General features: G+C 48.5%; 7 protein-coding genes and 2 pseudogenes. All 9 read right to left on the reverse strand.

Going from position 1 to position 13,011, the window contains the following annotated elements; genetic code table 11:
- Positions 1-501: 501 nt before the first annotated feature.
- The 9 genes and pseudogenes from A3GG_RS0108545 to nspC all read right to left on the reverse strand — a co-directional run bounded on the left by A3GG_RS0108545 (position 502) and on the right by nspC (position 12,595).
- Complete coding sequence (locus A3GG_RS0108545) at positions 502-975, reverse strand: Dps family protein (RefSeq protein WP_018358876.1); 474 nt, start codon at positions 973-975, stop codon at positions 502-504.
- 290 nt (positions 976-1,265) lie between these two features.
- Positions 1,266-2,314: pseudogene (locus A3GG_RS12635) on the reverse strand (2-oxoacid:ferredoxin oxidoreductase subunit beta).
- A 3-nt stretch (positions 2,315-2,317) separates the two neighbouring features.
- Positions 2,318-4,199, reverse strand: a pseudogene (locus A3GG_RS12640) (2-oxoacid:acceptor oxidoreductase subunit alpha).
- Positions 4,200-4,458: 259 nt separating this feature from the next.
- Positions 4,459-5,820 carry an alpha/beta hydrolase family protein gene (locus A3GG_RS0108560; protein WP_018358880.1) on the reverse strand — a complete coding sequence of 454 codons (1,362 nt, stop codon included), beginning with the start codon at positions 5,818-5,820 and terminating at the stop codon, positions 4,459-4,461.
- Complete coding sequence (locus A3GG_RS0108565; protein WP_018358881.1) at positions 5,810-8,038, reverse strand: GH92 family glycosyl hydrolase; 2,229 nt, start codon at positions 8,036-8,038, stop codon at positions 5,810-5,812. The genes A3GG_RS0108560 and A3GG_RS0108565 overlap by 11 nt, the downstream gene beginning before the upstream one ends.
- Positions 8,035-9,174 carry a LysM peptidoglycan-binding domain-containing protein gene (locus tag A3GG_RS0108570; RefSeq protein ID WP_018358882.1) on the reverse strand — a complete coding sequence of 380 codons (1,140 nt, stop codon included), beginning with the start codon at positions 9,172-9,174 and terminating at the stop codon, positions 8,035-8,037. Before A3GG_RS0108570 ends, A3GG_RS0108565 begins: the two co-directional genes overlap by 4 nt.
- Complete coding sequence (gene rimO, locus A3GG_RS0108575; protein WP_018358883.1) at positions 9,171-10,466, reverse strand: 30S ribosomal protein S12 methylthiotransferase RimO; 1,296 nt, start codon at positions 10,464-10,466, stop codon at positions 9,171-9,173. The genes A3GG_RS0108570 and rimO overlap by 4 nt, the downstream gene beginning before the upstream one ends.
- Positions 10,463-11,419 carry a signal recognition particle-docking protein FtsY gene (ftsY, locus tag A3GG_RS0108580; RefSeq protein ID WP_018358884.1) on the reverse strand — a complete coding sequence of 319 codons (957 nt, stop codon included), beginning with the start codon at positions 11,417-11,419 and terminating at the stop codon, positions 10,463-10,465. The genes rimO and ftsY overlap by 4 nt, the downstream gene beginning before the upstream one ends.
- A gap of 9 nt (positions 11,420-11,428) precedes the next feature.
- Entirely contained in the window at positions 11,429-12,595 is a 1,167-nt protein-coding gene (nspC, locus tag A3GG_RS0108585) for a carboxynorspermidine decarboxylase (protein ID WP_033408704.1), read from the reverse strand.
- Positions 12,596-13,011 lie beyond the last annotated feature (416 nt).

A 13,011-nucleotide genomic window follows, 5' to 3' on the forward strand; every position in this document is an offset into this window, starting at 1 on the left:
TATACTTTCCTAACTGCTTGTTAATCAGTCCCGACATGCCTATTTTCTCCCAATATGAGATGAAAAATTGAGCTCCCCCGATTGCAGTCTTGCGATTTGTGCTAATAAATTGTACCTTTGCCATAACAAGTCCTCTATAATTTTTTGTAATATCTATACGAACATAAAGATACAAAAAAATCTGGACATAAGCCCTGTATTCTCCTTGAATACAGGGCTTTAATTATCAATAGCGCCACCTACTAATAATCAGGGGCTAACGCATACTTTGCGGAATCTAGGTTGGATAAGACCGCTAATGGCATTTTGTGGTTGCCATACTCGTGATGCGAGGTGGTACTATTTCTCTTTTTCTCTAACCTATTTTATCCTCTAGTATTTTTATTTCATGGATAGCATGAAAATAAAGAGGGTGTATCAAAACATCAGTTTTGACACACCCTCTTTGGCGTTGTCATCTCCCCAGTCCAGCGTAGCTATACTTGGGAGTGTCGTATGCGCTTACTTCATAAGCGCAGTAAACATCCAAGCCTGCTTCTCATGACCAGTGAGGAAACCAGTAATGAGATCGTCAGTAGTAGTGTCGTCTAGCTCATCAGCAAGTGCGAGTAGCTCTCTCTCCTGAGCAATCAGGCTCTTGATTGTAGCGAGAACATCCTTAACGATAGCTGTAGCATCGGTAGTGACACCTACCTCCTTGAGTGTAGCAAGAGCGGTAATATCACTGAACATACGTACCGGGGTGCCATCGAGCATCAGGATACGCTCTGCCACCTCATCAATCTGTGAAAATGCCTCATTGTAGAGCTCCTCTAGCTTGGAGTGCATACCGAAGAAGTGTATGCCCTCTACATGCCAGTGGTATCCACGTAGATTGGAGTAGTATACGTGCAGATTAGCAAGGTAGTTGTTGAGTGCCTTCACCATCTTCTCTGCATTCTCTTTCTTTAGTCCTGTAATGTTTATAACCTTCATAACTTCTCTTTTTTTTGTTGTTGTTGTTGTAATTTCATTGTTACTCGACTTTTGGGATCTCTCCATGGAGTCTTGTATACAATACATTTCTCTTATCATTATTATAACATCTTTAGTATGCAAAATGTTCTGTGTTTTGATGTGTCTGGTTTATTATTGTTGTATTTGTTGCGTAAATATTAGATTTATAGTACTTTATACTTGTGAGTGCCCCCCCAAAAAAAAAAGAGGCGGCTTGCGAACTATCCATAGTGGATACAGCAAGTCGCCTCTCAAATTATAGGGAATCCTTACTTCACTTCCCAAGAAGAGAGAGAGTCGAGATAGGATTGTAGGGTGAGGTTGGGTTTCTTTTCCTGTGCTGTGATCACCTGATTGGTAACCTCCTCGTCGTAGGTCAGTCCTTCTACCCTACGGATTACACCTAAGGCTACTGGGAGCTCGGGGTTCACTACGTGCATCATACCTAGCATAGAGTGGAGTACAGGGCTCTTGGTAGAAGCATCGTGGATGAGGATATCCTCCTCTGTAATGCCATTCTCCCCTATGGTTACGCTCTTTAGCTCTAGTCCATCGAGGATAAGTCCCTTATTCCTTTCCTTGCCATAGATCATGCGCTCGCCATGGCGGAGGGTGATTGTAGCATCGGCACGTATCTCCCTATCGGTGTATTGTTTGTGTGTACCATTATTGAATATCATACAATTGACCAATCCCTCCACTATGCTTTCCCCCTTGTGGGCCGCAGCTTGTACTAGATGTCTTGGGTCATCTGCATATCGATATCTATGGTACGTGCGAAGAAGGTTCCTCGTGCACCGAAGACGAGTTCGGCAGGGATGAATGGATCCTCTACCGTACCCATAGGAGAAGACTTAGAGATAAAGCCTCGGTCACTAGTAGGGGAGTATTGTCCTTTGGTAAGTCCGTAGATCTTGTTATTGATGAGCATCATATTGATGTTCACATTGCGCCGGATCATGTGGATAAAGTGATTGCCACCAATCGCCATACTATCGCCGTCACCGGATACGAGCCACACACTGAGATTAGGGTTTGCCACCTTTACACCTGTGGCAATCGCAGCACCTCGTCCGTGGACAGTGTGCATGCCATAGGTATTCATATAATAGGGGAGGCGTGATGAACAGCCGATACCGCTCACCACCACGGTATTGTGTGGTGCAATACCTATCTCTGCCATCGCTTTGTGAATCGAATTGAGGATAGCGTAGTCGCCACAGCCAGGGCACCACTTCACGATTGCCCCATTCTTGAAGTCCTTCTGCGTATAGGTGAGACCAGATGGTGCTGGTCCGGTTATCTTAGTCAGTTTCATGGCTTACATCCCTCCATTCTTAATGATTTCACCATCCAGTATGTGGAGTAGGTAGTTGGCTAGCTCTGCGACCTTCAGTGGTTGCCCCTCCACTTTATTGAACTTATAAAGGTCTAGCCCCTCTAGCATTCCGCCTATGTAGCTCGCAAATTGACCCGTGTTCTGCTCTACTACAACCACCTTCTTGTGGCTACGGATGACTTCCTCGGTATTGAGCGGAAGAGGATTGATGTACTTGAAGTGAGCCATGGCTATCTTCCTGCCTGCCTTGCGGATCTGCTCCACAGCGGTGAGGATATGACCATAAGTGCTACCCCAGCCTATTACGAGTACTTCGGCATCGTTATCGCCTATCTCCTCCAGAAGCGGGATATCCTGAGCTATCTTGGCCATCTTCTCCTTGCGGTAACCTACCATACGGGAGTGGTTGCGGGGTTCGGTACTGATGGCGCCAGTCTGACTATCCTTCTCCAGACCGCCTACACGGTGGGGATAGCCCTCTGTACCAGGAACTGCCCAGTAGCGTACGAATGTCTCGGGATCACGCATATAAGGTGTCCAAGGGGGCTCTTCGATGTAGTATTGCTCTACAAAACGAGGCTTAATCTCGGGATACTCCGAGAGCTGAGGAATCCTCCATGCCGAAGCACCATTGCCGAGATAGGCATCGGTGAGTAGTACTCCGGGAGTCATGTGCTCGAGAGCTATCTTGCATGCCTCAAAGGCAGTATCGAAGCAGTTGCCTGGAGTGGTAGCTGCCAATACGACCAATGGGCTCTCGCCATTGCGCCCATAGAGTGCCTGCATGAGGTCGGTCTGTTCGCTCTTGGTAGGCAGACCGGTAGAGGGTCCGCCTCGCATTACATCTATGAGCACCAGGGGTAGCTCTGTCATCACTGCATAGCCGAGGGCTTCGCTCTTGAGTGCTAGTCCTAGCCCTGAAGTAGATGTTACAGCCAAGGCTCCAGCTTAGGCAGCGCCAATAGCTGTAGATATACCTGCGATCTCGTCCTCTGCCTGCATGGTCTTTACACCTAGAGGCTTCAAAACTGCGAGCTCGTGGAGGATGTCTGTAGCTGGGGTGATGGGGTAACTGCCGAGGAACAGTTGCCTGCCAGATTTTTAGGAAGCGGCAACTAGTCCTAGCGCTGTCGCTTGGTTGCCACTTACCTCGGTGTAGTGCCCAGGTTGCTGTTCTGTGCCCTCAATACGGTAGGTCTTGACAGAGGCATGGGTGTTGTGCCCGTAATTATACCCATCGGTGAGTACCTTGAGGTTAGCCTCTAGGATGGAGGGCTTTTTGCTAAACTTCTTCTTCAGAAGCTCTTCTGCAGGAGCTATATCTTTATTATAAAGCCAGAGGATGAGACCGAGGGCAAACATGTTTTTGCTCCTATCTATTGCCTTCATATCCATACCCGTATCCTTGAGGCTCTCCTTGGTCATTTCGGTGATACGTACACTAAGTACCTCGTTCTGGGTTTAGCCTAGCTCGATAAAGGGGTTCTGTGTTGTGAACTCTCCCTTCTTGAGCCCCATCTCATCGAATGCTGATTCGTCTACAATGATAACTGCATTGTTCTTTATATTCTTGACATTGACCTTGAGTGCCGAAGGATTCATCGCCACTTAATACATCAGCGTAGTCACCAGGGGTATAGACGCCAGTGGTGCCTATGCGCACTTGGAAGCTCGATACCCCTGCAAGGCTCCCTTGGGGTGCACGTATCTCGGCGGGATAATTGGGGAAAGTTGAGATTTGATTGCCTAAAATGGCAGAGACATCTGAGAAGAGCGAGCCTGTAAGCTGCATGCCATCTCCTGAATCTCCCGCAAAGCGTATTACTACGTCATTGAGGACCTCCACGGTAGGTTTCTCTTTCATAGATAGAATAAATAATATTATGTAATAAGGAGACGGAACCTCGCTTTGAGGCACCGCCTTCGGGTTGTTGTCGCTAACGCTTCAAAGATACCCAATTATTATGTATCGCTACTTGTGTTTGTATATTGTTGTACATAGTAATTGGTATTTGCTCGCTGGATTTGTAAATACGGACGTGCTTATGCTTTAGGTAGTGCGATATAAAAACTCCTCTACTGACGGTTGTCCGATGCTCAGTAGAGGAGTTATTGTCTAGTCATTATTTAAGGAGCCAATCGCTGATAGCGTGTAGTACTTCGGGTGAGAAGCCAGGCTTTAGTTGGAAGTACTCTTGGGGTAACCCCGTCTTGGAGGGCAGGAAGAGGTGGTTGAGCCCTTCTACTTTTAGCACGGTAATCTCTTTGGACTCCGTGGCGAATGTTTTGATTACCGAGAGGTTGGCATCTGCCTCTACCTGCATATCCATGCTACCATTGATAGCGAGGATAGGGCAAGTGATTTGTCGGAGGTACTTCTTGGGAGTGGTACGGAGGAAACCCTTGAAATAAGGAGTGAGTGCATTGAGCATCGAGGTTAAGTAGTGGTCGGAGTAGACCATTTCCTTGGTCTGTTCTCGTTGGTCTTCCTTCACAAGTGGCAGTACCTTATCAAAGTAACTACGCATCAGTAGGGAGTCTTCTGTACGGTCTTGCTCCTTATAGGCAAGTTGGCTGAAAGTCTCTTGGGTGACCTGTCTAAACTGCTCTGTGACTGAGGGTTCTATAAGGTGCGCCATCATGACAGCGTTTTGGTATACGACGGTCTCGATACCAGTAGTGCCTGGTGCCGCAAGTAGTATGATGAAGTCGGTGACTTGTGGGGCCTCGGCAGCAATCATCTGGGCAATGAGTCCGCCCTCGCTATGACCGATGATGCCGACTCTTTCGAACTTGCTATACGATCTCAGGAACTGAGCTGCGGCTACGGCATCGGCTTGTAGGTCTGAGAGCAAAGAGGCGGAGAAGGAGCCTGTGGACTTGCCTATGCCCCTCTTGTCGTAACGCAGTACGGTGTAACCCTCCTTGGTCAGGTAGTCTGCAATATCATAGAGTGGCTTGTGGGGACCAATCTGTTCGTCTCTGTTGTTAGGTCCACTGCCAGCTATTAGGAGCAGGGCGGTAGACTTGCCACCCTCCTTAGGAGAAGTAAGAGTTCCTGAAAGCATAACGTCGCCCGATGGGATGCTTACCTCTTGGCTGTTATAAGGGAGCTCTACTTCCTCCTTCTTTACCTCTCCACGAGAGAGATCCAACCTTCGTGGCATCCCGCCTTGAGCGAATACGCCTTGGATGGTGTCGTTCTTTAGTATGCCTTGATAGCGTGCTCCGATAGCTGAGCTCTCGAAGGTGAGTTGTTTGGAGGTGGTATTGTACTCGACCTTATCTACGGTAATCCCTGTGGCACCCTGGTCAGGGCTATCGAGCGTAGCCGATAGTTGATTGCCCTCTTCGGTGATGTGTAAGACGAGGGAGAGGGAGTAGACAGAGGTAACTTGGAGCTTACCATGCCATGTGCCTGCAATCTGTGCCGAGCAAGTGAGCGAGGCGAGCAGGAGGATTAGGGTGAAGAGTTTACTTTTCATGGGTCATAGAATAGGGTATATCGTTGCTATTTATTCCTCGGTGATAATTTGGGTCACTGCTCATCTTGAAGAGTATTTTGCCGCCATGGGTTAGCTGGTCGTGAGTGAAGTAATTGTGGTGCCACTTCTTACCGTTGATAGTGAGCTCTTGTATAAATCTTGTGTCAGTGGCATTGCCTGGGGCAGCAAGCGTGAGATTATTCCCATTGGGAAGATGAACGACGACTTCTTGGAAGAGAGGCGCGCCAATCACGTACTCTAGAGTGCCTGGGCATACCGGATAGAAGCCTAGAGCGCTGAATACAAACCATGCTGAGGTCTGCCCGTTGTCTTCGTCACCGCAGTAACCATCAGGGGTAGGAGCATATAGTTTGTCCATAACCTCACGCACGTAGTATTGAGCTTTCCAAGGCTCTCCAGCGTAATTATAGAGGTAGATAGCGTGCTGTATTGGTTGGTTGCCATGCGCGTAATTACCCATGTCTACTATCTGCATCTCCCTGATTTCGTGGATCACGAAGCCGTAGTAGCTATCGTCGAACAGTGGAGGTACTGTGAAGACGCTATCGAGCATCTGTACAAAGCTTTCGCGACCACCCATGAGGTCTATCAGTCCTTGTATATCATGGAATACCGACCATGTATAGTGCCAGCTATTACCCTCGGTAAAGGCATCGCCCCATTTGAGAGGATTGAACGGGGATTGCCATGATCCGTCTTGGTTCTTGCCCCGCATCAATCGGTGGTCAGTATCGAAGAGATGCTTATAATTATGGGCACGCTCTTTGTATATGCCTATTTCGCTGTCTGGTTTGCCTAGGGCTGCTCCTAGCTGATAGATAGCCCAGTCGTCGAAAGCGTACTCCAAGGTACGTGCGGCACTCTCGTTGATACCTATATCATAGGGGACATAACCGAGCCTATTATAGGCATCGTAGCCATATCTCCCTGTAGACTTGATATCGGGGTGTACGCTATTGGCGCCGTGCGTTACCGCTTCCCAAAGCGTCTCCATATCCTTTGCACCAACGCCTTTAAGAAAAGCATCGGCGACTACTGACGCACTATTATTCCCTATCATGATATCTCGGTGTCCTGGACTAGCCCACTCGGGGAGGAATCCACTCTCTTTATAGGCATTTACCAAGCCCTCTTGCATCTTCTGAGCTTCGTCAGGGTAAAAGAGGTTGAGTAGTGGGAAAAGCGAGCGGAAGGTATCCCAAAAGCCAGTATCAGTATACATATAGCCAGGGAGTACCTTGCCATTGTATGGGCTGTAGTGGTAGATGGCACCATCGTGACCTATCTCGTAGAGACGGCGAGGGAATAAGAGCGAACGGTATAGCGTAGAGTAGAAGGTCCGGATATGGTCACGGTTACTATCCTTCACCTCAAAGCGGCTGAGAAGGGTATTCCACTCCTCCTCCCCCTCAAATATTAGCTCCTCAAAGCTCTTGCAGACTACCTCTTCGAGATTTACTAATGCTTGCTCTGGACTAATAAAGGAACTGGCAACGTGTAGGGTGACATTGCTTCCCCGATGGAATGAGACCGTGAGCGTAGTGCTATCCTGAGCGGTGAGTACAAAGGGTACTTCGCTTCTGATAACGAAGTAGTTCCGGAAGTTATCAGGCACACCGCCACTATTCTTTGTGCTGTAGCCCGTAATTATCTGGCGCTCCAAGTCCACTCGAATAGAGCTTCGGCTATCCATCGCATCGATGACCAGGTGGTTGTCCTTGTAGTCGGGGTACTGGATATTGAATATCGCGCCTCGTTTGCTAGGCGAAAGGGCTACACGGGTGTCATGGTCGGCAAGGTAGACACTGTAGTAGTAGGGCTTGGCTACTTCTGCTTTGTGTGAGAACCAACTGGCACGTTCTTCTTCACCCGATATAGGTTCCCCCGTTACGGGCATTAATGAGAACTGACCGTAGTCGTTCATCCACGGACTCGGTTGATGCGTCTGCTTGAACCCTCGTATCTTATTGGCGGAGTAGGTATATTGCCAGCCATCTCCATTCTTCCCTGTTTGAGGTGTCCAGAAGTTCATACCCCATGGACGGGCAATAATAGGGTAGGTATTGCCATTGGATACCTCGTAGGTCGACATAGTGCCCATAAGCACGTTCACCTCGTCTATTGGACGATTCTGCCCTTTGGCAAAAGGTGCGCAGGAAAGGCATAAGAGCAGGATGAGGTGGATACGCATCTTCATGGCTGTATCTTCAGTTGTGGTCGTTGCGCTTCGTAAGAGGAGAACTTCCTATTTAGGATGACGGTAGCCCACGCCTTAGCTTCTTTATTCGCCTCAATAGAGTCGCTTTTGAGCGTATACCACTCCAGAGGAGGGACGATTAGGCTCTGTCCGGGTTGGAGATTATCGGGATTCGGAATGCTATCAGCATTGGCAATGAAGACATAGACCCAGAAGAGCGCATTGCCGTAGTACTCTCGAGCCACTGCAGCAAGTGAACCGCCCTTGGGTACCATGACAGTATCAAACGGCGCCACTACTGTGGTCTGTTCGGTGAGTAGCGTATCAGCGGGAGGTGATAATGTCTCTACCGTCGCGGGGATAGGCTCCTGTCGTCTATTGAGGAGGAAGATGAGAAGTCCGGCTACCACAATCAGTACCGGAATGAGCCATAGCCTGTGCGACTTCTGTCCTTTCTTTTCTTCCTCCCTATGCGGTAGTGGCAACTGTTTGACTATTGGGATAATCTCGCTTTCGCTCTTTGGCTCAGGCTTTGTTTCGGGTACAGGCTCGTGGATAGCGTATTGCAGAGCCGACTCCTCTGTGATTCTGCTCTGCCGTACCTCCGTATCTGCCAGTTCTAAGTCTGCCCTCAGCTTAGTCTCTTTATAGATAGAAAAGGGTGTATTGAGGCTCTGCAAAAGTGTGGTATTGGGGATGAAGTTGAGGAGAAGTACGCTAGCAACCTCCTCCGTGACAAAGAGGTCTCCTAACTCAAGGAGGGTAACCCTTCTGCCTTTGAATAGTCCCTCCAGTAGCTCCTTGAGATACGAGGAAAGCGTCTCTGCAACCTCCCCTTCGTCCCACCCGTGTAGGTCGGAGAGGTTAGAGGTGAAGTCTGTAGCGAAATACCCTTTCGGCGATTCGTGATCAAGCGTTGTGTAGTGTTTGGCATTCAGGAGATACTCCGCAGGCAGATAGCTAAGCGATACATGGGGCGGTATGAGTAGCCGACCCTCCTCACCCTCTAGGATGTACTCCGAGCGAAAGAGAGGCTGGAATACACCTATTGCTGGGATGTCCAGACTCGTCCTCTCCTGCAATCGTGATAGTATCAGCGCCTGTGCTTTGTCCAGAATCTCCTCTCTTTGCCTCATACTAGTGCTCCTATTGTGTCGAAACCGTCTGCTTCGGTAATCCTCACATCATAAAACGCTCCTATCGTTAGCACCTCCTCGGTAGGTATCAGTACCTCAGGGTCTACATCGGGTGAATCATACTGCGTGCGCCCAATATAATAACCCTCTGCCCCTCGGTCGATGATGACCTTCTGTGTAGTACACACCAGTCGTTCCGCTTGTTCGAAAGCTATCTCTTGCTGGATATCCATCAGACGTTCCAAACGGTTGTGCTTTACTTGGGGGGCAATCTCATCCTCATAGTGCTTAAACCCGTAGGTGCCCTCCTCATGAGAATAGCTGAAGGCGCCCATGCGTTCGAAGCGCACCTCTTTTACGAAGTCAATCAACTCCTGATATGCTTCCTCAGTCTCGCCAGGATGCCCCACCATAAGGGTAGTACGTAGATAGATGCCTGGCACCTCCTCTCGGATACGCTGTATCAGAGCAAGCGTCTCCTCCTTCCCTACGTTGCGGCGCATAGCCTTAAGTACAGGATTGCTGATGTGCTGTAGAGCGATGTCGAGATACTTGCATACCTTAGGCTCTTCCTTAATCACCTCGAGAAGCTCGTAAGGGAAATGGTTGGGATAAGCATAATGCAGGCGTACCCATTCGATACCATCGATACGGCAGATAGCGCGAACTAGTTGCGCAATCCTATGCTCTTTATAGAGGTCGAGCCCATAATACGTAAGGTCTTGGGCAATAAGCTGTAGCTCCTTTACCCCCCGCTTGGCTAGTCCCTCCACCTCCTCTAGTATCTCTTCCATAGGTCGAGACACATGTTTGCCTGTAATCAGAGGGATAGAGCAGTAGGCACAAGTGCGATCGCAGCCCTCGGAGACCTTGACATAGGCATAGTGGCTAGGCGTAGAGAGTAGTCGGGCATCGGCTGGAGAGGTGTGGTATGCTTTACCTATCTCGGAAAGGAGACCTTTCCAATTAAACTTACCGTACCACCCATCTACCTCTGGTATCTCTGCCTTTAGCTCCTCCATATAGCGCTCACTGAGGCAGCCCATCACATATACCTTACCTACACGCCCCTCCTTCTTGCCCTCCACAAGCTGCAGGATGGTATTGATGCTCTCCTCTCTAGCGCTCTCGATAAAGCCACAAGTATTGATCACCACAATCTCTCCCTGAGGAATCTCAGCGTCATGCTCCACTTGGTAACCATTACTCGCGAATTGTCGCATCAGCTGTTCCGAATCCACTAGATTCTTGGAGCAGCCCATGGTGATTACATCTACTCTATTTTTCCTCATCTTTCACTGAATAGTGATTCTACGAACTCCTGCTTATTGAATAGTTGGAGGTCAGTCATCTGCTCTCCGAGTCCTATGTACTTAACCGGAATCTTAAACTGGTCGGAGATACCCAGTACCACTCCGCCCTTGGCAGTACCGTCGAGTTTAGTAATGGCTAGTGCCGTCACGTCTGTAGCTGCTGTAAATTCCTTGGCCTGCTCATAGGCATTCTGACCTGTGGAGCCATCCAATACCAAGAGTACCTCCTGAGGGGCATTGGGTAGAACCTTCTTCATCACATTCTTAATCTTGGTGAGCTCGTTCATCAAGCCTACCTTATTGTGGAGGCGACCGGCTGTATCAATAATCACCACATCGGCGTTGTGTGCTTTGGCACTAGAGACGGTGTCGAAAGCGACAGAAGCAGGGTCGCTACCCATGGCTTGTCTTACCACAGGTACGCCTACGCGCTCTCCCCATATAACCAGCTGATCCACCGCAGCAGCCCTGAACGTGTCCGCTGCACCTAGTACCACATTATAGCCCGAGCTTTTGAACTGGTGTGCTAGTTTGCCAATAGTCGTCGTCTTACCTACACCATTCACACCTACTACTAGGATAACATAAGGGGTCTCTTCCTTTTCTATCGTAAAGGCAGTGCCATCCTCGGTGTTATTTTCCTGTAGCATAGCAGCGACCTCCTCCTTCAAAATAGTATTGAGTTCGCCTGTCCCTACATATTTATCCCTTGCTACACGCTCCTCGATGCGCTTAATAATCTTCAGCGTTGTGGGTACCCCTACATCGCTACTTACGAGTGTCATCTCTAGTTCATCTAGGACTTCATCGTCTACTTTAGACTTCCCTGCTACACTGCGTGATAGTTTTCCGAAGAAAGACTCCTTTGTCTTCTCTAGTCCGCTATCCAGCGTCTCCTTCTTTTCCTTAGAAAATAATCCAAAAAATGCCATAATCTCCCTTTAGTTCATCCTATTTAGGTAATCCTCTACTGTGTACTCTCTGAGCACGTCGAGTGTGCCATCCATGTGCTCTAAGCAGATGGAGGGGTGCTTGATGCCATTAAACATGTTGGTCTTCACCGAAGTATAGTGCAGCATATCCTCAAATATTAGTAAGTCCCCCACTTGGGGCTCCTTCGCAAAGTACCAATCACCCATCACATCACCGCTGAGACAACTATTGCCCCCTATGCGGTACTTTTGGGTATGTGTCTCTGTCTGCTCTTGCTCAGCCCCTCGCACACGTGGCTGGTAAGGCATCTCCAGACAATCAGGCATGTGACAAGTAAACGAGGCGTCCATCATCAGGGTACGAATCCCATGGTTCTCTACAATATCCTCTACCGTAGCCACTAGGTAGCCCGTCTCCCAAGCAAAGGCACTCCCAGGTTCTAGTATTACATGGAGGTGTGGGTACTTTGCCTTGAAGCTCTTGAGGATACCTATCAGGTGCTCAATATCATATTCTTGGTGTGTCATAAGATGACCGCCACCGAGATTGACCCACTTGGCTTGCCGCAGGAGGTGATCACACTTCTCCTCTATTTTCTGTAAAGAACGCTCCAATTGGTACGAATTACTCTCGCAGTGAGTATGGAAATGTAGTCCCACAAGACCCTCGGGTAGCTGCTCTGGTATCTGCGCTACGATGGTGCCCATACGGCTGCCAGGCGCTGCGGGATTATAGAGCTCTGTCCCTATCTCGCTATACTCAGGATTGATACGAATACCGCATTCGATAGGGTAACCTTTGTAGTCCTTTACCCTAGGGTAATACTTCTCGAACTGCCCCATGCTATTGAAGACGATATGCGTGCTACACGCCATAATCTCTTCAAACTCTGTAGCCTTGTACACCGGAGCGTAGGTGTGTGTGCGGCTGCCCATCTTCTCAAATCCCATGCGCGCTTCAGCGAGCGAGCTAGCAGTAGAAGCGGTGATGTATTCTCTGAATATCGGGAAGAGCTTCCAAAGTGCATACGCCTTGAATGCCAAGATAATCTCCACGCCAGCCGTACGCGCGACATATTGGATGCGCTCAAGATTGGCACGGAGTTGCGCCTCTACTTGTACGTAAGCTGGGGTAGGGGTCAAGCTGGGGAAGAAGCCATGCGGGTCACTTCCCATTAGCTCTTTCTCTCTGAATGTATATTTGTTACTCATCTATATAATGCTATTATCTGCCCAAAGATACTAATATTATATGAGTGCGGGCTCCAAATTGATTGCCGAAAGCAATGCCGTTGAATGCGTTCATACAACAGTCTCCTATTACTAAGAACTAAATGAGAATGTTGCACGAAAAACCGTCTCAAATTATTGCGTATATCATTGATTATTAGTATCTTTATTGTGTAATTAAGGGGAGGATATAGTATTGATTTATAGCGACAATAGTTATGGGATTCAAGCAAACGAGCAACAATGCACCCTCATTTACTGAGGTGTTTACCGAATTGAGAAGTTCTAGAGCACGCAATGAGTTTCTAGAGCAAATTGACAAACTCATTGATTGGAGACCATTTCAAACGCTCATAAATAAA

This window comes from Porphyromonas levii DSM 23370, from assembly GCF_000379925.1.
Lineage (GTDB): Bacteria > Bacteroidota > Bacteroidia > Bacteroidales > Porphyromonadaceae > Porphyromonas_A > Porphyromonas_A levii.

Coding starts and splice junctions, on each gene's coding strand:
- A3GG_RS0108545 (WP_018358876.1), bottom strand. CDS start 975: ATGAAGGTTATAAACATTACAGGACTAAAGAAAGAGAATGCAGAGAAG.
- A3GG_RS0108560 (WP_018358880.1), bottom strand. CDS start 5,820: ATGAAAAGTAAACTCTTCACCCTAATCCTCCTGCTCGCCTCGCTCACT.
- A3GG_RS0108565 (WP_018358881.1), bottom strand. CDS start 8,038: ATGAAGATGCGTATCCACCTCATCCTGCTCTTATGCCTTTCCTGCGCA.
- A3GG_RS0108570 (WP_018358882.1), bottom strand. CDS start 9,174: ATGAGGCAAAGAGAGGAGATTCTGGACAAAGCACAGGCGCTGATACTA.
- rimO (WP_018358883.1), bottom strand. CDS start 10,466: ATGAGGAAAAATAGAGTAGATGTAATCACCATGGGCTGCTCCAAGAAT.
- ftsY (WP_018358884.1), bottom strand. CDS start 11,419: ATGGCATTTTTTGGATTATTTTCTAAGGAAAAGAAGGAGACGCTGGAT.
- nspC (WP_033408704.1), bottom strand. CDS start 12,595: ATGGGAAGTGACCCGCATGGCTTCTTCCCCAGCTTGACCCCTACCCCA.